Origin of the sequence: Bacillus sp. OK048 (genome assembly GCF_900103525.1) — a bacterium.
Taxonomy (GTDB): Bacteria; Bacillota; Bacilli; order Bacillales; family Cytobacillaceae; genus Neobacillus.
This window is the reverse complement of record NZ_FNHN01000004.1, coordinates 172,891-197,594: the sequence shown is the minus strand read 5'-3', so window position 1 is coordinate 197,594 and position 24,704 is coordinate 172,891. Positions and strand designations below refer to the sequence as shown.

18 protein-coding genes are annotated in these 24,704 nt (G+C 38.4%); 14 read left to right on the top strand and 4 right to left on the bottom strand.

What is annotated here, in order from left to right; genetic code table 11:
- Positions 1–21: 21 nt before the first annotated feature.
- Positions 22–537, bottom strand: coding sequence for a hypothetical protein (locus tag BLR86_RS09515; protein WP_090760681.1), 516 nt, complete (start codon positions 535–537; stop codon positions 22–24).
- A gap of 249 nt (positions 538–786) precedes the next feature.
- Between BLR86_RS09515 and BLR86_RS09510 the strand changes: the two genes are divergently transcribed.
- The gene (locus BLR86_RS09510) at positions 787–3,540 is read left to right on the top strand and encodes a dynamin family protein (RefSeq protein ID WP_090760679.1); all 2,754 of its coding nucleotides are present in this window, start codon (positions 787–789) and stop codon (positions 3,538–3,540) included.
- 41 nt (positions 3,541–3,581) lie between these two features.
- On the opposite strand, the gene BLR86_RS09505 is transcribed toward BLR86_RS09510, so the two are convergent.
- A complete protein-coding gene (locus BLR86_RS09505; RefSeq protein WP_175492839.1) occupies positions 3,582–3,989 on the bottom strand; it encodes a DUF1761 domain-containing protein in 408 nt (135 codons plus the stop codon).
- A gap of 168 nt (positions 3,990–4,157) precedes the next feature.
- On the bottom strand, positions 4,158–5,480 hold the full coding sequence (locus BLR86_RS09500) for an SGNH/GDSL hydrolase family protein (protein ID WP_090760675.1): 1,323 nt from the start codon (positions 5,478–5,480) through the stop codon (positions 4,158–4,160).
- A 538-nt stretch (positions 5,481–6,018) separates the two neighbouring features.
- Between BLR86_RS09500 and BLR86_RS09495 the strand changes: the two genes are divergently transcribed.
- The 3 genes from BLR86_RS09495 to recQ all read left to right on the top strand — a co-directional run bounded on the left by BLR86_RS09495 (position 6,019) and on the right by recQ (position 11,034).
- Complete coding sequence (locus BLR86_RS09495) at positions 6,019–7,164, top strand: acyl-CoA dehydrogenase family protein (RefSeq protein WP_090760673.1); 1,146 nt, start codon at positions 6,019–6,021, stop codon at positions 7,162–7,164.
- 15 nt (positions 7,165–7,179) lie between these two features.
- Positions 7,180–8,739 (top strand): fatty acid--CoA ligase, encoded by a 1,560-nt coding sequence (locus BLR86_RS09490; protein WP_090760671.1) that lies wholly within the window; start codon positions 7,180–7,182, stop codon positions 8,737–8,739.
- 168 nt (positions 8,740–8,907) lie between these two features.
- The gene (gene recQ / locus BLR86_RS09485; protein WP_090761095.1) at positions 8,908–11,034 is read left to right on the top strand and encodes a DNA helicase RecQ; all 2,127 of its coding nucleotides are present in this window, start codon (positions 8,908–8,910) and stop codon (positions 11,032–11,034) included.
- A gap of 116 nt (positions 11,035–11,150) precedes the next feature.
- On the opposite strand, the gene BLR86_RS09480 is transcribed toward recQ, so the two are convergent.
- Positions 11,151–11,939, bottom strand: a complete 789-nt coding sequence (locus tag BLR86_RS09480; RefSeq protein WP_090760669.1) for a formate/nitrite transporter family protein — start codon at positions 11,937–11,939, stop codon at positions 11,151–11,153.
- 193 nt (positions 11,940–12,132) lie between these two features.
- Between BLR86_RS09480 and yfkAB the strand changes: the two genes are divergently transcribed.
- The 10 genes from yfkAB to BLR86_RS09430 all read left to right on the top strand — a co-directional run bounded on the left by yfkAB (position 12,133) and on the right by BLR86_RS09430 (position 24,695).
- Positions 12,133–13,251 (top strand): radical SAM/CxCxxxxC motif protein YfkAB, encoded by a 1,119-nt coding sequence (yfkAB, locus tag BLR86_RS09475; protein WP_090760667.1) that lies wholly within the window; start codon positions 12,133–12,135, stop codon positions 13,249–13,251.
- A 182-nt stretch (positions 13,252–13,433) separates the two neighbouring features.
- The gene (locus tag BLR86_RS09470) at positions 13,434–14,195 is read left to right on the top strand and encodes a threonine/serine exporter family protein (RefSeq protein ID WP_090760665.1); all 762 of its coding nucleotides are present in this window, start codon (positions 13,434–13,436) and stop codon (positions 14,193–14,195) included.
- Positions 14,196–14,208: 13 nt separating this feature from the next.
- Positions 14,209–14,658 carry a threonine/serine exporter family protein gene (locus tag BLR86_RS09465; protein ID WP_090760663.1) on the top strand — a complete coding sequence of 150 codons (450 nt, stop codon included), beginning with the start codon at positions 14,209–14,211 and terminating at the stop codon, positions 14,656–14,658.
- Positions 14,659–15,132: 474 nt separating this feature from the next.
- Positions 15,133–16,632: an amidase family protein gene (locus BLR86_RS09460; protein WP_368086774.1), complete on the top strand. Its 1,500-nt coding sequence runs from the start codon at positions 15,133–15,135 to the stop codon at positions 16,630–16,632.
- Positions 16,633–16,867: 235 nt separating this feature from the next.
- Positions 16,868–18,106 carry an ATP-binding protein gene (locus tag BLR86_RS09455; protein ID WP_090761091.1) on the top strand — a complete coding sequence of 413 codons (1,239 nt, stop codon included), beginning with the start codon at positions 16,868–16,870 and terminating at the stop codon, positions 18,104–18,106.
- Positions 18,107–18,242: 136 nt separating this feature from the next.
- A complete protein-coding gene (locus BLR86_RS09450; RefSeq protein WP_254782288.1) occupies positions 18,243–19,427 on the top strand; it encodes an HD-GYP domain-containing protein in 1,185 nt (394 codons plus the stop codon).
- Between the two features lie 136 nt (positions 19,428–19,563).
- Positions 19,564–20,754 (top strand): hypothetical protein, encoded by a 1,191-nt coding sequence (locus tag BLR86_RS09445; RefSeq protein WP_254782287.1) that lies wholly within the window; start codon positions 19,564–19,566, stop codon positions 20,752–20,754.
- Between the two features lie 142 nt (positions 20,755–20,896).
- Positions 20,897–21,979 (top strand): hypothetical protein, encoded by a 1,083-nt coding sequence (locus tag BLR86_RS09440; protein ID WP_090760659.1) that lies wholly within the window; start codon positions 20,897–20,899, stop codon positions 21,977–21,979.
- Positions 21,966–24,134 (top strand): molybdopterin oxidoreductase family protein, encoded by a 2,169-nt coding sequence (locus BLR86_RS09435; protein ID WP_090760657.1) that lies wholly within the window; start codon positions 21,966–21,968, stop codon positions 24,132–24,134. Before BLR86_RS09440 ends, BLR86_RS09435 begins: the two co-directional genes overlap by 14 nt.
- Positions 24,135–24,695, top strand: coding sequence for a 4Fe-4S dicluster domain-containing protein (locus BLR86_RS09430; RefSeq protein WP_090760655.1), 561 nt, complete (start codon positions 24,135–24,137; stop codon positions 24,693–24,695).
- Positions 24,696–24,704 lie beyond the last annotated feature (9 nt).

Here is a 24,704-nt window from a genome sequence, read left to right as displayed (position 1 = left end):
AATAGGGAGCTGGTAGCCTCCCTATTCTTTTAAATTAAAATCAAAAACATCTACGATTTTATCTGCTTTCATCCGGTTTTGGCAGAGTCGAAATAATTGGTTCAAGAATCCTTCCACTTCTAAAGGTGTTTTAGGAATTTTGATTTGTACGGTTGTTGAACCAAACATTTGCTTAAAATAAGCTTTCCTTTGATCGTTTTTCCCGTCGCGTTTTAACGGCGTGTACCTCCAAATGATATGAGGAATTCCGTCGATTTCCTCGATTACTCTAATCTCTGCGGCTGTGCTTGATTTATTCTGCAGGTAAATAACTAAATAATAGTTGTCATTCCTGTGCCAATCAATGAAAAGGAAGTAATAGCTTGTATCGCTCTCGACCCTAGTCACTTCATAGCCGGCTAAAGTTTGCTTACCGTTTGTCCATTGATGAAATCGAGGCAATGTTCCGTTAATGGTTTCTATTTTATTTATCGCAAAAGGGGCAGGTTTTGATTGATCGATCAAACCTGCCAAATAAGCAGCTTCATCCTTTTTCAACGTGATTTCTCCTTTAAGTAGCTTGAATTCATTATACTTGGAATTCATATAAAAGTAGAAGGGCTAAATGAAGCCTTTGTATTCAAATTGACATATAATTGAAATGAGAATAAAAAAATCGTTTGGTAGAATCGATATAATAGGGACTAAAAATGAGTACATTGTCCGAATTGTATAGAGGAATAAATCTGCCTCTTTTCCATATGAATGCATAGAAGTGGTGGTAATGGTAATAGGAGGGTAACAGACATGACGTTGGAAAGTCAGTTAATAACAAAAACATATTATCACATGTACATAAATGAACATGAAAATGTGCAGCCCTTACGAGTGTTAGGGGACGCGTATCAGGAAGAGCTTCAGAAGGATTTACCGGATTTAACATCTATTCGTTTTGCCCAAGGAGAAATTTATTTTCATAATCGAGATTATGAAGCAGCTATATTTAAATGGGAAAACATCGCAGGGGAGCTTGAACGTTGGGCACGGAAAAATATAGCCGATGCCTACTATGAATCAGGTCTTCTTTCTAATGCAGAGGACCTTTATCTTTCCATCGATACAAACAATCTTACTTTAAAAACAGAAGTGGCACTTCAGTTGTTTTCTCTTTTTATTGAACGAGGAAAGCTTGAGGAAGCTGTAGCGATTATTAAAAAAACAATCGACTCGAACCCAGATTATCCTAATGTGACAACAATTGCCCGTGCTTATTTTGAGGAACAGCTGGATTGGGGAAATGCCATTGAACTGGCGGTAAACGAAGCAAAACGAACTAGTTCACTTGAATGGTTTGAAACAGTGAACGAATATGTCCAAAAAGGGGTTACTAGGAACCTATATCCCAACTATTTCATGCAAGCACTATTTGAATTGTATAGCATCGATCAGAAAAAGTTCGAAGAGCTTACAACATCTATTTGGAACTCGTATAAAAGGGAGGATTCCTATTTTACCTGGCTAAAAGAGGTTAATCATCTGCTGCTCAATCTTGAAATTAGTCGAAACAATCATTTGGAATTGCTCTCTGACCTCCATTATGAAACCTATTTTGCTTTGATTAATGGAAACTATTCTATAAAAACACTTGAAGACCTAGTTCCAGACCTTTTGACGAATTGGCTTCATTTATCTGCCCCAAAGCAGACTGTCATAGTATCAGCCGCCGTTTTATCATGGAATGAACTCTTTCCTACAAGCATTAGTATGTCAGTGGTCAGTGAAGCTGAAAATCTTATTAGCGAAACAGATTGCCACATCGATGAATGGGAAGAGTGTTTAGATCTCTTTAAGGGAATTATCGGTTGGGCTAAAATCCATGATATGGGTGAGAATAACCGTTTAAATTGGGTGGTAGAACAATTGAATGATTTTGATACCCATCACCTGTTCATTACCGGTTTTAGCGGCAGCGGGAAGTCTGGTTTTATTAATACTATTCTTGGAGATGAGATTCAGGATAGTCCTACCTCTTCACTCGTGATGTTTAAAGACAACGAGGATTTAACTATCGTTGAAATTACAGATGAAGAAACAGTTTCACTTGAAGATTTTGCGCAATTTCAAGAGCGAATGGACCGACGTCGCAATGCGCTAGAATCAATCATTGAATTTCAACAGCCGTTTCCATTTTTATATGAGCAGAAACTGGCACTCATTGAAACACCTGGTCTAAATGGAAGCCATCAAGACCGTTATGAAGTACTTCAGTATCTGCAAATGGCTGATACATTATTATTTGTCTTAGATGCAAATGCACCGTTTGCGGATAAAGAAAAGACAATACTTTCACAAATTCATGAACTTGCTCCCGATATTCCCGTCCATTTTCTCTTGAATAAAATGGATACAATTGTGAATGAGCAAGAGGCAATCAGAATTTTTGAGGAAACAAGTTCAAAGATTCAGTCCTATTTGCCAGCGGCACAAGTATTTGCCTTTTCCTCTCAATATGATCGGGGACAGCAATTAGTCGATTTAAAGGGGTTTATTCATTCGATACGAGATACAAGAAACTTAGCAGACAAACGTTTGGCGAAGCTTTTATTTTTCATAAGAACAACTATTTCCAGACTGTTGCAAAAGAGAATTGATGTTGAGAATCAACTAATTGAATCTGTTCGCTGGAACGAAGAAGTGGTCATGAAGTTAAATGGTGCTCTTAATCAATTCAAGGATGCCGAGTCGCAAAAAATTAAGGCCATTACAAAGTCTTATCGTGCTAGTAAAGAATCCATCCAAAACGAACTCTCTATTGCTATCCCGAAAATACTTCAAGAAAGTTCCGAGTTAATCAGGGAAGACAGCGATTTTAGTACGATCCATCTGGAGCTTAATGATGTGATGAATCGTAGAGTACAAGATTACTTGGAGCAAGAAATCATGCCCAAGTATTATGCATGCCTTCAAGAATGGATTATTAGGGGGAAAGAAGAATTTGAGCAAGGCCGGGAATTTTTAAATGAAATGGCTGAAGGCTTAAATAGCTTGTATGGGGAAGAGCGAATTCAGATCGAATGCGACTTTAAAGTGCTTGATGATTGGCGCCGTGATACTGATAGAATGACGAGTAGGTTTCAATTAGAGAAGGTCAATATTTTACTTCGCAATACGCCTTCACAATTTTTACTAAAAAGTGCAGGAAAACTTTTTGGAGCTTTATCTCAAAATAAAGCGATGCTTTATAACAAATACCAAGCATTTGTAAAAAATGATAACTATTCAGAAACAACGGCCGTTATCATCCAACATTTTTTCCAGCAATTTGAGCTATTTGAAAAATCATTGGAACGAGACATTACCATGTTTTATAGACAGCCGTTGAAAGTATTAAATGAAGCAATTGACGAATCATTATCCCAAATATCGACCAAACAAGATATCTTGAAAAAAATGAATACAAATCCAGAAATGTTCCGCGATCCGTTGACATTATTCGAAGTCAGGCTTCGTCAATTTGAATGGACCACCATTGCAGGCAAGGGTATTCAAACGATTTATTAATAGAAAAGGGGTGCTCCATAATAGGAGGCACCCTTTATCTTTTACACGAAAGCGGCAATAATGATTCCCATGATCGTTAAGGCTACAATGTGATAGCCTGCACTTATGAAAAATAGAGTATAGTTACGTCTTTCAAAAAATGTAGGTGATAATTCTCTAAAAGCGGCAATCAGACCAATTAGAAAGCCAAATAATGCTCCATCTAAGATGGTCACAGTATCTAATAAATTTATAAGTAAGGAAAGAACAACTGCGGTGAAAATCCCTCCGAGAGTGGTTAATCCATACCCCACATATGCGCCCTTCGGATCGATATCCTCCATTTTTTTCCCTAACGCTTTCACCCAAATGGTAGAAAAAAGTACAGGAGAATACCAGAGTGCCCCAATTACCATGTTTGCAACAACTGCTAAAATAATGGCGAAAATACTTATAGTCGTAAAATCCATTCTATTTACCCCTTTTGAAAAAAAATTCTTATTTTCATGATAACGGATAACGCTGAAAATGATAAACATTATTTATAGGTATGGGAAATTTTGAGGAAATGAATTAAGGGTATTTCCATAAAAAAGGCCAGGCACCTAAATAGGTGGCTGACCTTTTTTCATAATAAACTAAACATCTTGCCTGCGCCTTTTTTGTACCTGTAAAGTAACAAATCCTGCTAAAAGAACGATTGAACCAATGGCAACAAAGTTGTAAGCAGGAGACGCTGTATTTGGAAGAGCATATCCCTTTACAACTGCTTGTGGTGCAGGTGAAGTAGTTTTAACTGGTGTAGGCGTTGGTACAGGTGCTGGTGCTGGTGCTGGCGCAGGTGCTGGTGTAGGCGTCGGTGCAGGTGTAGGTGCAGGTTCTGGTTTATCTTTAATATTTTTTACTTCAATTGTTCTTACCGCTTCACGATATAAGCTATCTAGAATATAGACTGTGTATGTTCCGTTTTTCTGGACTTTAAACTCATTTCCATTAATAACATCCCCAAGTAATGCGCCATTATTATCGTAGAAGGATTTGGCTGTGTGTGTTCCTTCTAACCATCTCATAGAAAGGACTTTATGAAAACCTGTTAACACTTCAATTGTAACTGGATCAGTTGTTTCGGCAGTAGGTGAAGATAATTCGAACGAAATTTCCTTTGATAAAATAGAATCCAAAATGACATCAGCAAGTCCAGCAAGTGCAGTATGACCAGATGCATTTGGATGTATTAAATCTTTCGGTAAACCAAAAATATAATTTGCTTGGTTTCCATTAAAGGCTTTGTAGGCATCAGCTACAAAAATGCCTGGAACTTGGCCAGCTGCTGCGTATAGTTGGTTAATACCAGGTAATACATTTGGCACGCCATCATTAATAATCTGTTTACCAATGTTATGTAGCAAAGCAAAGGTTGGGTCAGTGCTTTCGCCAAATGGGTTATATATATTGTAAAGAACAATTGGTGCAGTTGGATTTTCAGTTCTTATTTTTGTAATAATCGATGTTAAATTTTGTTTTAAGATTCCTGCAGCTGGTACTACTTGTTGGAGAAGCGCGTTTTGGTCAACAGCACCTGGATTTGCAATAATTTGGTTAATTCCCACTGCTCCTAATAAATCATTACTTCCGATATTCAAAGTAATAATATCAGCGGCTTTGATGGCTGGGGAGAATTTAGCATCGGTATTCATTGCATTGAATAAATCCGATGATGTCCAGCCTGGGAAACCCAAGTTGGTAACATCAAATGCTCTATCAGCTATTAAACTAGGAAATGCATTTGGTGATGGTTGAATTTGATTATCCTCTAGCTTAAAACCAAATGTGATTGAATCTCCTAATGCAACAAGTTTAGGCTTGTACATGTTTTCTTCTGCTGCAAAAGCAAATGATGCAAAGAAGGTACTAAAGGCGAGCATGAGTGTTAATAGAACCGATAGTTTTTTAAACTTCATTTTATTTCCTCCAATTGATAAATTTTCTATTGCCAAATTCTATTATAATCCTCTATTTTTTGAATATTCAATATATATCATTCTACAAATTACGCAAAAAGGCCTATTAGCCCTAGGTATAAAGTAGAATTTAGTAGAAAGGAAATATGGAAGAATTTCATTTAAATATTCAAAAAATTCTATAACCTTGTTACAATAGAATGTGGAGTGATAGGTCATGTGGTTTGTGACTTAGAGTTTGAGGAGACAATATCTGTCGCAAAAAAAGGGAAGTGATGTCTGGACGGTAATTATCATTGGTGAACCGCAGACTTTCGGTTTCTGAGTTTATGAAAGCGCTTTATTTATAGAAAAGGATGAACCCAAAATTGAGATTTCTGAACAAGATGATTTGGAAATCTTGTATACCTCTGGACAACATGGCATTCTGCTTGATCCAGAGGGACATAAACTAAACCTTGGCAAGGCAGCTCCGTCAAAAAATGAATCAAGTAAATGCTTAGGAAAGTATAAGGCAGCTGAGTAGGAGGCGTTGATAGTGAAACATCCTTATTTAACAGAAGACCATGAAATATTTCGAAAGTCATTGAGGAAGTTTTTAGAGAAAGAGGCCGTCCCTTTCTATGATCAATGGGAAGAGGATAGAATGATTCCCCGTTCCATATGGAGAAAGATGGGCGAGCAGGGCTTCTTGTGTCCAGATCTAGATGAGAAATATGGCGGCAGCGGTGTGGATTGGGGTTTTTCTGTTGTCATTAATGAAGAGTTAGAAAGAGTTGGTTCGGGGTTGGTGGGAGTGGGACTCCATAATGATATTGTAGTCCCTTATATCAATACATTTGGTTCAGAAGAACAAAAGCAGCGCTGGCTGCCTCGTTGTGTGACGGGTGAAATGATTACGGCCATTGCGATGACAGAGCCGGGTACAGGGTCAGACCTAGCCAATATTAAAACCACTGCTAGGCTTGATGGTGACCATTATATCGTGAATGGCCAAAAGACCTTTATTACAAACGGGATTCAATCTGATTTGATCCTTGTCGCCTGTAAAACAGACCCTAATGCTGTACCAAAACATAAAGGTGTCAGCTTGCTGTTAATCGAGCGCGATACCCCTGGTTTTTCACGGGGAAGAAAGTTGAACAAAGTCGGCCTTCATAGTCAGGATACTGCAGAGTTAATCTTTGAGGATTGCAGAGTACCAAAGGAAAATTTACTTGGCGAGGAAGGTAAAGGCTTCTTATACATGATGGATAAACTCCAGCAGGAACGACTGCTTGTGGCTATAGCAGCACAAACCGCAGCTGAGGTTATGATTCGAGCGACGATTGACTATGTGAAAAGTCGTGAGGCATTTGGAAAACCAATCAGTCAGTTCCAAAACACACAATTTAAGATTGCCGAAATGGCAACAGAGATTGAGATGGGAAGAGCATTTTTAGACCAATTAATCGCTGAACATATCGATGGACAAAATGTGGTAACAAAGGTTTCAATGGCGAAATGGAAGCTGACAGATACTGCAAAGAAAATTGCGGGAGAATGCCTGCAGCTTCATGGCGGCTATGGATATATGGAAGAATACGAGATTGCGAGAAGATTTCGCGATATTCAGGTTTCAAGTATTTACGCTGGTACAAATGAAATTATGAAAACGATTATTGCAAAAAATCTAGGATTATAAATTGGAGGAGATTTAATGACGACTACAATTGGACAAATTTTTGAGTTAACAGTGAAAAGATACCCGAACAAAGAGGCCATCTATGATGTTAGGAAAAATGTCCGTTTTACGTATAAAGAATGGAGTGAACAGGTTAACCGCCTTGCGAATTCGCTGGCACTGGAAGGTGTGAAGAAAGGGGACCGTGTTTCCACCTTTATGTTTAATACCGAAGAATTGGCAACTGCCTTTTTTGCCTGTGCAAAACTGGGGGCCATTTTCAATCCAATTAATTTCCGTTTAACACCTGAAGAAGTGGCGTTTATCCTAACTGATGCAACGCCAAAGGTGGTTATTTTTGAAAAAGCGTTAGAGCCTGTCATTTCAGCTATTCAAAATCGCTTTGATTCAACGTCATTTTGGTTTATTGATGAGGAAACACCTGCCTATGCTTCAAGCTATCAGGAAAAAGTAACGGCTGCTTCCAGTGAAGCTATTCAGGCAGAAGTAAATGAAAATGACATTTATGCATTTATATATACTAGCGGAACGACAGGTAGACCTAAAGGAGTGATGCATAGTCATCGCAACATGGTCGATCAAAGTCTACTCTGTATTGCTGCGCAAAAGCTTGAAGCAGAGGATGTTGGCCTTGTTACTGCCCCTATGTTCCATTGTGCAGAGCTTCATTGTGCCTTTTTACCAAGGATTCATGTAGGTGGACGGAACGTGATTCTTCATCAATTTAATCCTAAAGCAATTCTCCAATTAATTGGGCAGGAAAAAATTACGAAATTTTTTGCAGCCCCAACCATGTGGAATATGCTGCTACAAGAAGATCTAAGCCAATTTAATACAGAAAGTCTTAAACTTGGCTTGTATGGTGCTGCTCCAATGGCACCGTCACTTGTTCATGCTCTCCACAATCGCTTCGGTATTGGGTTAGTTCAAGCGTATGGGATGACTGAAATGGGACCAGCCATTACATTCCTATCGCAGAATGATCAGCTTAGAAAAGCAGGATCAGCCGGGCAAGCAGCTTTGAATCACGACATACGTGTGGTACGTACGCGAGAAGATGGGCCATCAAATCCAGACGATGTCGTTCCAGTTGGTGAAACAGGGGAAATTATTGTTAAAGGACCTTGTATGATGGTTGGTTACTATAATCGGGAAGAAGTAACTGAGAAAGCAATGTATAAAGGCTGGTATCATTCAGGAGATATTGGATATTTAGATGCGGAAGGATTTCTTTTTGTCAATGACCGCGTGGACGATATGATTATCAGCGGCGGGGAGAATATTTATCCGCGTGAGGTCGAGGATGTTTTACATGCACATGATGGAGTCCTCGATGTTGCTATCGTTGGTCAGCCGGATGACCGCTGGGGTGAAACCGTTACAGCTTTTGTCGTAAAAAAGAATCCTCTGTTGACCGAACAAGAGCTAGATGACTACTGCAAAAACAGTGATAGTCTTGCAAATTACAAGCGTCCACGTAAATATGTTTTCTGTGAAGCATTGCCGAGGAATGCGAGCGGAAAGATACAAAAATTTGTCCTACGGAAACAATTAGAAGAGCTGTTTACACCGTGATACTGTACTTAGAAGGCTGCCGGGGAAGACTCGGCAGCCTTTAGTTGCAAATGGCGGAAATACTGGCGGATAGCAAAAATACTCTCGCATAGCAGAAAATACTCTCGGATACAACTAAAAAGGGGTATAATGATAGAAGTATATTACTAGAAGGGGGAGAAGTACTTGTTGTTTGAAAAAGCTCAACAGTTATTAGAATCTCATTTTGGTTATTCATCGTTTCGAAATGGGCAGGAGAGCGCAATTCAATCCGTATTAGCTGGTGAAAATACGATTTGTGTGATGCCAACTGGCGGAGGGAAATCGATTTGTTACCAAATTCCTGCACTTGTTCTACCAGGTACCACGATTGTTATATCCCCGTTAATCTCACTTATGAAGGATCAAGTCGATGCCCTCGTACAGGTAGGAATTCCTGCAACTTTTATTAACAGCTCACTAAGCTACAGTGAAGCAAATGAACGAATCAGGGAAGCGAAGCAAGGCATGTACAAGCTCCTATACATAGCCCCCGAGCGCTTAGAATCACGCGAATTTATTGACGATCTGAAACAAATGGATATCCCATTGGTTGCGGTCGATGAAGCCCATTGTATCTCTCAATGGGGTCACGATTTTCGCCCAAGCTACCGGCATATTCAGCAAATGGTCTTCAGTCTTCCACAGCAGCCCAATGTACTAGCACTTACTGCAACAGCAACACCAAGGGTTAGAGAAGATATCTGCGAAACACTCGCTATTGACGAAGAAAATTCAATTATTACAGGTTTTGAACGGGAGAATCTTACTTTTTCTGTTATTAAAGGCCAAGACAGGCAGCTTTTTATAAGAGATTATTTAAAAAAGAATGAAAAAGAGGCGGGCATAATATATGCAGCCACAAGGAAAAATGTTGACCAACTTTACGAAAGACTGAAAAAGCAAAATATCAATGTAGCCCGGTATCATGCTGGGATGGGAGATGCCGAGCGCATCCGCGAGCAGGATCGATTTTTAAAAGATGAGGCCTCTGTAATGGTGGCCACTTCCGCCTTTGGGATGGGGATTGATAAGTCCAACATCCGATATGTCCTCCATTTTCAACTGCCGAAAAATATGGAGAGCTATTATCAAGAGGCTGGGCGTGCTGGCCGAGACGGACTTGAGAGTGAATGTATTCTTCTTTATTCCTCCCAGGATGTGCAAGTTCAACGTTTTTTAATTGACCAATCAAGCGACCGTACACGAATGACTCAAGAACTCGAAAAGTTACAGCAGATGGTCGATTATTGTCATACAGAAAGCTGTCTGCAAGAATTTATTTTAAAATATTTTGGAGAAATAGAAACGGAGTCGTGCGGACATTGCGGTAATTGCCTTGATTCACGATCTAGCATCGATGTAACAACAGAAGCACAAATGGTGATGTCGTGTGTAATTCGGATGGGGCAGCGATTCGGTAAAACCATAACGGCGCAAGTCCTAACAGGTTCGAAAAATAAGAAAGTAATGGAAATGGGCTTTGACAAGCTTACGACTTATGGAATCCTGAAGGACAAAGGGTTGAAAGAAGTCACCGATTTTATTGAGTTCTTAATCTCACAGGATTTAATCGCGATTGAACAAGGACAATTTCCAACAATGTATGTTTCTCCAAAAGGAAAAGACGTGCTACTTGGAAAGGTACAAGTGCAGCGAAGAGAAACGGTGAAAGTAAGAGAAATTTCAAAGGATGACCCACTATTTGAGGTGTTAAGAGAGGTAAGAAGGACGATTGCAGAAACTGAGAATGTGCCGCCATTTGTCATTTTTTCTGATGCAGCGCTGAAGGACATGTGTGCCAAACTGCCAAAGACAAGTGAAGAATTTTTAAATGTGAGTGGTGTAGGGGAACTCAAGCTAAAGAAATATGGTCTTGATTTTATTCAACCCATACGACAGTTCTGCGAAACCCACCCTGACCGGCAGCCAGAGCTACTGACAGCGACTGCTCCGAAAAAGGCAGCCAAAAAGGCTGTTGGAGATTCTCATTTGGAGACCTTACAGTTACACCAGCAAAACTTATCCATAAAGGAAATTGCAGAAAAACGCGAGTTAGCTATAAGCACCGTTGAAAGTCATTTACTTCAGTGTGCTCAACAAGGAATGGAAGTAGATTTCAATCGGCTCATTCCTGAAGAGTACATGGTATTATTGGAAGAAGTAGTAAATGTGATTGGCAGAGATCGATTGAAGCCTATTAAAGAGCAGCTACCAGAAGAGGTAAGCTATTTCATGATTAAGGGATATCTCTACTTTCTTAGTAAAAAGAAATAAGAGTAATATTCCTGTGTTTTTAGAATATTCAAACTACTTCTGTCATCTGCCGACTTATTTCCCGGGAATTTGTCGATAAAACAAGAGCCGTATCATAAATACGGCTCTTGTTTATTCTATTTTTCATAGTCGTCCAGAAAGGGTTTGTTAACAAAGTAATACATCCATGCCATGAGTAAACTGCCACCGAATAAATTACCAATTGTCACAGGAATTAGATTATGAATCACTCCTCCCCATGAGATTGTACCTGGGTGATCTAGGACTAGAGCGATAGCGAAGGTACACATATTGGCAATACTGTGTTCATAGCCTGAAATGAAAAAGCAGAATACGAACAGGATCATTGAAAACATTTTCGGTCCATCACCTTGTAGTCCGAGTGGAATAAAAAAAGCCAGGCAAACAAGCCAATTACAAAGAATCGCTCTAAAAAATAACTCTACTGTTGGTACTTGCATTTTCTTTTCCACGACGCTCAATAGAAAACCATTTACGGATGATTCATCATAAAGACCAGTAGTATAAATAATAAAGGCAAAGAGAACGGCCCCTAAAATATTGCCTACATAACTGCTAATCCATAACTTGGTTACTTCGCCCCAAGCCATCTTTTTTCGCAGCGCTGTGTAGGTATAATAAAAGGTATTACCGGTAAACAAATCTCCTCCGCCGTAGGCAATTAGAATAATCGCTGAGCCAAAAGTAAGAGCGGCCATCGGGTAGGCAAAAGGGGAATGTTCTAAATAAAAGTAGTTACCAGTCTTAAATGCAACAATTACACCGAAACCGATAAACATACTTGCAAGCATAGCTCTTAAAATATACCGTAACAGGCTTTGTCTAAAGATTTTTACTTTCTTTAAAGCCAGCTTTTCGACTTCACTTAAAAGTTGCATTTCCATCTTATTCATCACCATCCACTGTTTAACAATTTCTATCTTTTTAGTTTCAATCGAGGAGCTTTTAATTATGCATATATAGAATAATAGATTAAATAATAACATAAGATTTTTATTAAAGCTTAATATTAACCATAAAAACATTATTTCAGCTATAATGAAGTGGTTTTTCTATAATAATTTTAAGGAGTTTATTATGTCCTATTTGAAAAAAATTACCCCTGAACATGACCCGTGGGAAGCTTATAATGATATAAAACAATATGGAAAGTCGCTGCTTACAAACATCGAATTCACGACAACAACCTTATGTAATATGCGCTGTGAGCATTGTGCAGTAGGTTACACTCTTCAATCAAAAGACCCCAGAGCACTTCCGCTAGATTTGCTTTTGCGTAGGTTAGATGAAATTCCATTCTTACGATCTCTAAGTATCACAGGGGGAGAACCAATGCTTTCTCTGTCAGCTATCAAAAACTATGTGGTGCCTATTTTAAGGTATGCTCATGAACGAGGCGTTCGGACGCAAATCAACTCGAATTTGACACTTGATTTAGCACGCTATGAATTAATTATTCCTTATTTGGATGTTTTACATATCTCGCATAACTGGGGAACTGTTGATGATTTTGTCGAGGGCGGATTCGCAAGGATGGCAAACAAACCTGATTACAAACAACGTGAAAAATATTTTACCAGAATGATAGAAAATAGCAGGGAACTAGTGAAGGCAGGTGTGATGGTATCTGCGGAAACTATGCTTAACAAACGAACACTGCCTCATCTGGAAAAAATACATCGCCAAATTGTTGATGAGATGCTCTGTCAGCGCCATGAGATTCACCCAATGTATCCAAGTAATTTTGCTAGTAATCTCGAATCGTTAACGTTAAATGAAATAAGAGATGCGATTCACCACTTATTAGATATCCGCGATGAAAACGTTTGGATGCTTTTTGGTACGCTTCCTTTTTATGCATGCAGCGATGAACCAGAGGATTTAAGACTTTTAAAGAGACTCTTTATAAGTAAAAATGTAACAGTTAGAAATGATCCCGATGGCCGTTCTCGTTTGAATGTCAACATTTTTAATGGAGAGATTATTGTCACGGACTTTGGTGATACCCCACCACTAGGAAATGTCATAAATACCAAGCTGACAGATGCCTATAATAATTGGCAATCCACCGTAACTGCTAAGGAATTAAGCTGTCATTGTCCAGCTGTCTCCTGCCTAGGCCCCAATATGTTAGTGAAAAACAGCTATTATCCGAACGCTGACTTTTCTAAACTTCAAAATAAAATAGTTGAATAAAAAGGCAGAGGGAACTCTGCTTTTTACTAATTCTAAATGTATTTTTCCATAAATCCTTCAGGTGTTATTTGGTTTTCCGAAATATAAGAGTAGCGAAATGGCTTTTTTTGATTGATAAACAGCGGTGTTTTGATTAGACTTAGGAATCATAAAAAGAAAGAATTGTTGTGGTGAAAGAAGAGATGGATAACGAAAGAAAGCTTACATATGAAATAATGGAAGTTTGTTTACTTGCGGGGAAAATCATGCTCCAAAGCGGCGGAGAAACGTATCGTGTTGAGGATACGATGATGAGAATTGCTGCAGCCTATGGAATTGACAAGACCCATAGTTATGTAACACCAACGGGAATCATCTTCTCAGCTGAAAGTGATGAGCCTGCTAAGACAAAGCTAATTAGAATATCAACACGATCGACCGATTTGAAAAAGGTGGCCATGGTAAATAGTATATCGCGCAAGATAACTAGTGGTGAGATCAATCTGGAGCAGGCTTTAACTCATTTAAAGGAACTTGAAGCATTAAATGTAACCTTTCCATTCATGGTTCAGGTTGCAGCTGCCTCAATCGCCAGCGGCTGCTTTATGATTATGTTTAAGGGTGTGTGGAGTGACTTTATCCCTGCCATGTTAACCGGGGGAGTAGGATATTTTGGCTTTTTATACTTTCACCGTTACATCCCGGTGAAGTTTTTCTCTGAATTTTTGGCCTCATTCATTATTGGATTACTTTCGTTAATTTTTGTAAAAATAGGGATAGGTCAGCTTTTAGATAAGATCATTATCGGCTCGGTTATGACACTAGTTCCTGGACTATTGGTCACCAATGCTGTAAGGGATTTGATGGCTGGACATTTGGTGTCAGGGTTATCAAAAGGAGCGGAAGCCCTCCTGACAGCCTTCGCGATTGGGTCAGGAATAGCCGTAGTGTTATCCTTTTTATGAAAGAAGGTTTAAAGTGGATATTATTGGACAGTTAATAACTAGCTTTATTGCAACAGCAGCTTTTGGAGTGATCTTTAATGCACCGAAGGAAACATTAGTAAAATGCGGATTTGTTGGGATGGGCGGCTGGATTATTTATTTTATATTAGAAAAATATACAGGAGATGCTGTTTTAGCAACACTAGGAGCTACTCTTTTTGTAGGAATTGTAAGTCAGGAATTAGCTAAGTTTTATAAAACACCTGTAATTATTTTTAGTGTTGCAGGAATTATTCCTTTAGTGCCAGGTGGACTATCCTATGATACGATGAGGAATTTTGTAGAGGATGATTTTTTACAAGCAATGGCATTAGGTGCAAAGGTAACATTGCTTTCCGGCTCCATTGCCTTTGGGCTTGTTTTTTCAGAAGTAATCAATCAAGTGGTTCGAAAAGTGAAAGGAAGCTTGACTTTTAAGGTATAAAATTGGACGAAGGCAGAGGAAATTTTCCTCTGCCTTCTTTTGCTTATGATCCATGTAGATCACAAATGTAACTTGTGAATGGTTGTTTCGATGATCAGCCATTGCAAGGTAAAAATTAATATATAATAAATGGTATTAAAAGACCAATTTGCCGCGGTTACTGTTCCACCTGATGGTTTTATACCTAAACGACGTAAGCCCTACCTCTCTTACATCCTTACGGCTCCGAAGCCGATCCAGTGTGAATAGTGTTACTTTTAAAACATAAGCAGAATGCCAGAATTAAATTCTTACATTGCGTTATCTCGTCTATTACAAGTTACATGTATGTTAAGCACAAACATTTATAATACACGTATTTTTAAAAGATGTCAAGTGGTTGTTTTGATAGAGATGCATATTACTTTGAAGGAATAAGAGAATAGTTAGTAGAAATATAATCAATGAAGAGTTAAAAAGTGAGGTGTAGGGAAAGTGGAAGGTTTTAACTATAAAGACTATGATGGTCTTGGCCTGGCACAATTAATAAAAATGAAAGAACTACATCCTAAGGAAGTTTTAGCAGAAGCGATAAAAACCATCGAAGAGGATAACCCTAAACTAAACGCTGTAATTAATAAATTGTACCTATCAGCAGAAAAAATGGCAGAGAATGTAGATCTCGAAGGATGCTTTGCCGGGGTACCGATGCTGGTAAAAGACATAGCACAGGAAATTGAGGGAGAAAGGATTACGTTAGGGTCAAAAGCGTATCAAAACTATCGAGCAAAAGCAGATTCCAATTACATTAAGAATGTGAGGAAGACCGGTGCGGTTTTTCTTGGACAGACGAATATCCCAGAATTTGCTTTGATGGGAATTACCGAACCTGCTATTTATGGACCAGCAAGAAACCCTTGGAATCTCAACTATACTCCTGGTGGTTCGAGTGGCGGTTCCGCTGCAGCCGTAGCCAGTGGAATGGTTCCGATTGCTGGAGCAAATGATGGTGGAGGTTCAATCCGTATTCCTGGAGCTTATTGTGGGTTATTTGGCATGAAACCAACGAGAGGCAGAACGCCAGTGGGTCCATTTTATGGAAGATACTGGCGAGGTGCGTCCGTTGATTTAATCCTATCAAGATCCGTTAGGGACAGTGCAGCCATGCTAGATGCTATAAGTGTTTATGAGAAAGGAGCAGCTTTTCATGTTCTCCCTTTCGATGGGAACTATCTCGAGCAAGTAAACAAAGGAATAAATCAAAAATTAAAGATCGCTTTTACTGTTCAGTCACCCCTCGGAACAGAGGTTCACCCCGAATGTAAGGAGGCAGTGTATAAAACGGCAAAATATTTAGATGGACTAGGACATAACGTTGTGGAAATGGCTGCACCAACTGACGGAAAAAGCCTTGCCCATAGTTACTTAACGATGTATTTCGGTGAGGTTGCTGCGCAATTGGCGTCCCTTGATGATATCCTTGGCAAAAAAGTGACAATGAATGATGTAGAATTGACCACTTGGATTATCGGGTTAGTGGGTAAGGCTACATCTGCTGAGGAATTCGTCTTAAGTATAAGAGAATGGGATAAAGCAGCGATGGCGATGGAAAGCTTTCATGAGACCTATGATTTATATTTAACACCTACGACTGCCATGCCGCCAGCTGAAATTGGCGAGCTTGAACCAAGTAAAACAGAGAAACTTGCTATGCATGCTGCAGGAAAACTCGGTGTTGGAGGAGCCTTGAAAAAACTTGGAATTGTTGAACAGGTAGCTGAAAACAACTTAAAAAGAACTCCGTTTACACAGCTAGCAAATTTAACCGGTCAACCCGCAATGACAGTACCTTTACACCACTCGCAATCTGGTCTGCCAGTAGGTGTACAGTTCATGGCAGCAAGAGGAAGGGAAAATCTGTTATATTCGCTAGCAGGGATACTAGAACAATCTGAATGGTGGGTCCCAGTGCAAAACAACCCGTTTTTTAGATAGGAGTAACAGGGAATGCTGTTTTTCGCAAATTAATTCTAATCGCTTCACGCTCTGGGGAGTGGTTTGAATCATTAGAAGGACTTGCCTAGCTTGCAAGTCCATTCTATTTGGATGAAATTTGTCGAATTTCATCGAATTTCCAAAAAAACTGGAAGCATATTTTAAAAAAGGTGGTAGAATAGTAGGAGATAATTTGAATTTATATTAAATGTATGTCCTAAGAGAGGAAACAGGAATGAAAGAAACCATTATAAATCCTAATTTAATTTTGGAAGAAACAAAAACAATAAAATTTTTTCTAGTACTTTTTTATATTTTTTTCTTTGCATATGATTTTTATTATTACTATCTGATGCCTTCTTATACCAAAGAGGGAGAGATCGGTGCACCTAATGAAGGTTTTGGATTGTTCTTTCATTTAGCTGTTCTACTACTTCTTCCTGTAGCGCTTTATTTTATCAAAAAGGGAAATCCTTATATTGTTAAATATATTTATCTCTTTAGTTATGCGGCTATCGAAACGGTAAATAGTCTGGTTATTTATTTGGGTTCGGACAAACCCTTTGGATCAGGAAATATTGTTGAATTGTTATTTGTTTTTTTCTCACCAATCTTTGTAAATAAAAAGTACTTTTGGACTGCTTCAATATGTATGATAGGAAAATACATAATCATTGGTGGAATCTTGCAAACATCTACTGTTGTAATTGCAATTATTGTTTTCTGTATACTTTCTGTTATAGCCTTTTTTCTATTAACTCGGTTTACTTCATATATTAATGCTTTAACTTCAGTTCATTTAGAGCTTAGACAAAATGAGAAACTTGCCGTGATTGGTCAGATGGCAGCAGGTATTGGTCATGAAATACGCAATCCTCTTTCATCATTAAAGGGTTTCACACAGCTACAGCAGGAAAGTTATCCCAATACAAATGATTTTTATCCAATTATGATCAAAGAAATTGATCGAATCAATTCCATTGTTAATGATTTGATGTATCTAGGAAAACCTAAAGAGATTAATTTTTCAAAGGCGAGTATTGAAAAAATTATTGAGTATACATTATCGATAACTCAACAGCAGGCTGAGAAGATGGGAGTTTCAGTCGAAACAACGATGGCAGGCCCATTACCACCAATTGATTGTGACAGGAAGCAGCTCAAACAGGTTCTTATAAATCTAATAAAAAATGCAATTGAATCAATGCCGAGTGGCGGGAAAATAAAGATAAAGGTAAAAGTTGTAGACCTTAATAAGATGAATATCTCTATTCAGGATGAAGGTTCCGGAATTGATGACAAAAGTATTCTAAATCTGGGGGAACCATTTTTCACAACAAAAAAAGATGGTACAGGTCTTGGATTAATGGTAACAAAACAAATTATTGGTGATCATAAGGGTGATTTAAAAATTGAAAGTAAACTTGGTCATGGGACAAAAGTTATAGTAACTCTGCCAATATCGCAAATTTGAAAAAAAAAATTCTATAATTATACAAAAATCAGCATTATAATATGGTTACAACCCTATCTGCAATGAGATATAATGTAGAAGAATACTATTCTATCGTGTTTTATGCAAAAAAATGGAGAAATATAAATAAACATGTATGAGAAATACGGAGGATTATATGATACCACATGAAGAAAAACGAACCGTTAAATGGTATTTATTAATATCATATATTTTAATAGTTGGTTGGGATCTATTCTACTATTACATTAGTCCAGAGTATATCGAAACGAATGAAGCCATAGGGCTCCCTAATAATATATGGTATCTCAACTATATCGTGTTATTGGTAATACTCCCCATTGGGTATTATTTTAGTAAAGTAAATAAACAAGATTGGATAAAATATGTATTTATATTCAGTTATTTAGTTATTTCCTTCCTTGTTGATATTGTTTCATTTCTTGGTAATACTCACGGATACAAGAGTGGAAATGTGGTAGAGATATTTCTAATTCTATCATTGCCTATTTTCTTAAATTCCAAATACTTTTGGTCAGTTACTCTTGGATTTACACTAAAATACATCGCTACCGGTGTATTATTAAAAACATCTTTAGTTGTCGTGCCAATAGTCTTGCTGGTAATTTTATCTGGATTGTCTTTCTTTTTATTAGTCCGCTTCCAAGGTTATGTTCGTGCTATCAGCACTTCGTACGATAACCAATTAGAGGGAATTGTAAAAGGAGTTATCGCTACTCTAGAGCTCAAGGATCCTTATACAAGAGGACATAGTGAACGTGTAGCTAAATATGCATTAATGTTTGCCAATGAAATTGGAAAATTTTCAAAAGAAGAACAAAAGTCATTCTATTATGCCTGTTTGCTTCATGATATTGGTAAAGTGAATATTCCTGACCAAATTTTAATGAAGCCTGGTAAACTTACCAATGAAGAATTTGAAATCATAAAGTCTCATCCAGTTGTGGGTGCAGAAGCCGTTAAGAATGTGGAAGGAATACAGAATAGTATTTACGTTATCCGCTCACATCATGAACGTTGGGATGGTAATGGTTATCCTGATCAATTAAAGGGAGAAGAAATACCTTTACTTGCAAGAGTTTCTGCAATTGCCGATGCTTTTGATGCGATGACTTCATCTAGATCATATCGAGATGCGATGCCATTTGAAGAAGCTTATAACCGAATTATTGAAGGTAGGGGTTCACAATTTGATCCAGTACTAGTTGATAAGTTTAAACAAATTTATCCTGAGTGGATTAAATTTCATCAAAATTATCCTTGGACAGAAAAATGGGAATTACTTAGGGAGGTGGAATAATGAAAATTCGCAAACTTAAGAAGGTTAAAACAACTTGCTGGTGGTGCGTTTATGTAGGTCGATAATAAAGCGGGATGCAAGCGAAAGCTATGCATCCTTTTATTTATTACTAATTTGGTAAGGAGAGCGGTGTTTTTTGTTGAACATAACACTCCAATCGCGACTTTCTATCACTCCTATTGATATTCGCAGAGATAAAAAACATTATATTGTTGAAGATATAACCTCTGGTGAATTTTTTGAAATGCCAGAAGTATGTATAGAAGCCATCAAATTAATTGAGGAAGGTGAAAAACTAGGAGAGATAGAGGAGACTCTGAAATTAAATTTTCCCGATGAAGAAGTCGATCTTTTAGATTTTTCTCAACAGCTTCTTGAGCTGGAGCTGATTGAGGAGATAGATGGTGTTAAGGTCAAAAAAATGGTCAAAGAAAAAGAGAATTTAGGCTTCCAATGGATTTCTTCAAAGATAGGAAAATTCTTTTTTAATAAGATTTCGCTACTGATTTATGTAAGTTTATTCTTGGTAAACCTCATTCTTTTAATTACTAAACCATCCTTAATTCCTAGCTATGAAGATGTGTTTATTTCTGATGTAATGGTAATAAATATGATTGCATATTTGGGTGTAACGTTTTCGCTTGTATTAGTCCATGAGTTCGGTCATATTTTGGCGATGAGAGCATACGATCTCCCCACGAAGCTTGGAATAGGACATCGGCTCCTCCTGGTTGTCCTGGAAACTGATATGGCATCTGTATGGAGACTCCCTGGAAAAGATCGAAATGTATTATATCTAGCAGGTCTTTGTTTTGATACTGTTATTCTGTTTGCTGCGCTTATGAGTAAGCTAATATTTCCAAATGCATCAGGGATTTTTCTGAGTTTAATATCCTTAGTCGTATATGATGTGTTTATTAGAGTGATCTACCAGTGCTGTGTATATATGAAGACGGATTTATATTATGTTATTGAAAATGTAACCGGCTATTACAATCTCATGGAAAATGCGAAGCAAAAAATTCGAAATCGTATTCCATTCCTAAAATCAGCATCTCATAAGGATGAAGTTTTCGTAGGTGAAAAATATGTCGTCTACGGTTATTCCATCTTTTATGTCCTTGGGGTGTCCATTACCCTGCTGCTCATTTCAATATATTATATACCGGTATTACTCTATGCTTTAGAGTTAGCACTCCCCAATTTAATAGAACCGGCCACAAGTTTTGTATTTTGGGATGCAGTCCTGTTTTTATCACAATTTTTAGTTATATGTATCCTGCTCCTAAATTCATGGCGAAAAAAGTACTTGAAAAATAATATGTGACAGAGATTTGTCTAAAATTGAATTTCTAAGGGTTTTTTTCCCCATAGATGGGGGAGTTCCCTGATATTTGGAACACTAATGATTTTCTTACAATAAGAGTAAGAAAATCGTTAGTGTTATTTTTTTTGAGGAGGAACTCAGAATGCAGGCAAATACGTCAACAACTAAAAAAGCAGGACATTCCATTAATGATGCTTTTGCATCAAAATTTGCTAAATCTATGTTTTTATCTGTAACCGCGCTTGTTGTTTTATCTTTTATCGGAACTAGAATGTTCACACATGTAGATTTAAATCTGTACGGATATATGGTGGGGACGATCGTATTTATCGGAGGATTTTTCTATCGCTTTATTGCATGGGGAGAAAGACCGCCAACCAAAATTTTTATAAAAAAAGGCATGAAGTTATTAAAAAGAAAAAGTACCCCAAAAACAGCCGTTAATCACTTAGCAATCTATGATTTTATTAAAAACCGCGGTTTGTATCGCTGGATTCAACACATATTAATCGGCTGGGGGTGTGTCCTTGCCTGTTTAGTAACATTCCCGCTTGTATTTGGCTGGATGTACTTCACGATGGGTGATAACGGCTACTACACCATTGTGTTAATGGGAATGAACCTAATGGTAGTAAAAGCAGATGGACTCATTGCTTGGTTCTCCTATAATGCATTAAATATAGCAGCGATTATGGTTACAGCTGGTGTATGTATGGCCTTGCACCGCCGCTTAAAAAACATGCAGGCAAGAGCAGAGCAAAAGTTTATTTACGACTTCCTGCCACTTTATTTATTGTTATTTATATCAGTTACAGGGCTTTTATTAACCTTTCAAAACGTATTTTTACATGGTTGGATGCAGCCACAAATGTCTCTGATTCATCAGTTTTCGGTCATTGTAACATTAATCTATTTACCTTTTGGAAAACTTGCCCATATTCCTTTCCGTCCGGTGAGTGTATTTGCAAGAAATTATCGCGAGCATTACGGTGAGCAAGCAATGAAGGAATGTAAAGTATGCGGCGACCAATTTGTATCTGTTGAACAGTCAAGTGATGTTATAGATGTATTGGGAGTAAATGCGATCGAATTTAATATGGAAGATGGCTTTAATCTGGCTGAATTATGCCTCCCATGTCGTAGGAAATATCGTATTTCAAGGTTTTCGGGATTCGCAACTCATCAAGTGAAGGTCAAGGAGGCAAACCAGAATGCAAAGGGATAAATTTTTTAAAGAAATCGAAAATGTCATTCATCCAAATGAAACGCTCGTAAAAACACACTGCAGCTATTGCGGAATGCAATGCGGGATGAATTTACGGGTAAATACAAAAACCAATAAAATTATCGGTGTTGAGCCTCGTTATGATTGGCCGGTAACAGTGGGTAAAATGTGCCCTAAAGGTGTTACGGCCTATCAGCAGACTAACCATGATGATCGTATCTTAAAACCGTTAATTCGAGATGATGCTTCATTAAAAGGAACGAAAGAAGGCTTCCGTGAAGCAACGTGGGATGAAGCATATGACTTGATCGTGAAAAGGTTTCAAGAGCTTCAACATGATTTCGGTAAGGATTCACTAAGTGTTTATAGCGGTGTATCGATGACCAATGAAAAATGCTATTTAACTGGAAAATTCGCACGTGTTGGCTTACAAACGCGCTACATTGATTACAATGGTCGTTTCTGTATGGCAAGTGCTGCTGGTGGATTTATGAGATCCTTTGGAGTCGATCGAGGGTCAACACTTCCTTGGACAGATCTTCATGAAACAGATTGTTTGTTCATTGCTGGAAGTAACACAGCAGAATGTCACCCAACATCCATGTTCCGCATATGGGCAGTTCAAGAACGCGGTGGATATTTAATTGTTGCCGATCCAAGGGAAACGCCAATTGCAAGAAGGGCGGATGTTCACTTAGATTTAAGACCAGGTACCGACCTTGCCTTAGCAAACGGAATTTTAAACTTATTAATCCAAAACGGCTATGCCGATGAAGATTTCGTGAACAAACATACAAACGGTTTTGAAGAGACGAAGGAATTAGTGAAGGAATTTACACCAGAATATACGAGTGAGCTTACAGGCGTTGCTCCAGAGAAAATCATTCGTGCTGCTGAAATTTATGGAAAAGCACCCAATGCCATCGTTATGTTTGCGCGTGGAATTGAGCAGCAGGTTAAGGGTGTAGATAATGTTTCTGGATACACCAACATGGCGTTAGTGACAGGTAAAATTGGCCGCCCTAAAGCAGGTGTTGCTACGTTTACTGGTCAAGGAAATGGCCAAGGTGGACGTGAGCATGGTCAAAAAGCCGATGCACTACCTGGTTACCGGAAAATTGCCAACCCAGAGCACGTAAAGGCAGTAGCAAAGGTGTGGGGGATTGAACCAGAAGAGATGCCGAAAGAGGGCGTTTCAGCGTATGAAATGTTTGGATTAATGGAACAAAAAGTCATTCGAGGATTGTACTTACTTTGCTCCAACCCAGCAGTATCCGCTCCAAACTTAAATTACGTACGTGAGCAGTTAAAAAACCTTGATTTTATGGTTTGCTCTGACTTTTACTTATCGGAATCTGCAGAATTTGCTGATGTAATCCTGCCAACCACTACTTGGGCTGAAGATGAAGGAACCGTTACAAATCTTGAAGGCCGTTGTATAAAAATAAACAAGGCACAAGAACCGCTAGGTGAATCGAAACCAGATTGGCAAATTCATGTTGAGTTATGTGAACGTCTGGGCAGAGGGAAATATTTCTCTCATTTAAAAACCGCAAAAGATGTTGGCGATGAATTCCGCTTAGCTTCAAAAGGCGGCTATGCTGATTATTACGGAATTACTTGGGATAAAATCGAAAAGCAAGATGGTGTATTCTGGCCTTGTAAAGATGAGAATGATCCAGGAACTCCGCATATGTTCTTAGATAAAAAGTTTTATCATCCAGATGGAAAAGCAAAAATTTGTGCACTTCCATACCGTCCACCTGCAGAAGAACCAGATGAAGAATATCCATTACGCTTAACAACAGGACGCGTTGTTTATCACTATCTATCAGGGAACCAAACAAGAAGAATCAACTTCTTACGCGATATGAGCCCGGAGCCGTTTGTAGAAGTTCATCCAGAAACAGCAGAAAAATATGGGATTAACCACGAAGAAAACGTCCGCCTATTCACCAGAAGGGGAGAGGCATATTATCAGGTAAAAATAACTGAGGCCATTCGTAAGGATACCGTGTTTGTTCCTTACCACTGGGGTCATGATAAATCTATTAATCTCCTAACAATTGGCGCTCTTGATCCAATGTCCCGGATGCCAGAATTTAAAGCATGTGCCGCACAGATTGAAAAACTAGAAATAAAGAAGGTGCAGTAAATGAAAAAGAGGTTATATCTAGAACTTGAAAACTGTATTGGCTGCCGCTCTTGTTTAGCGGCATGCACGCAGTGTGGTGGTCATGAGGAGCGTAACCGTAACTACGTATACGATGTTAACCCGCTAGTTAACCGTCAAACAATGCCTTTAATGTGCCTTCACTGTGTGGATCCAGCATGTGCCAGAAGCTGTCCGGCGCAAGCAATCCAAATTCATGAAACAGGGGCTGTTCTTTCGGCTCTTGTTGAAAAGTGCATTGGTTGTCAAAACTGTACAATTGCTTGTCCGTACGGAATTCCTAAGTTTGATACAGAACAAAATCTAATGTACAAGTGCGACCTTTGTATCGACCGCACCAAGGACGGAATTCCTCCGATGTGTGCAAGCGTATGTCCGTCAAATACCTTGCAATGGTTAACAGATGAAGAAATTGAAGCAAAACAACAGCAATTTAATTTAGATAATGGTAAATGGGTAACAAGTTTGCCTTACTTAGAAGGCGAAACAAACGTTAGAGTGAATCTCCCTGGTATCCTTCAGGGCGTCACGAAACTGTTTTAGGAGGGATTA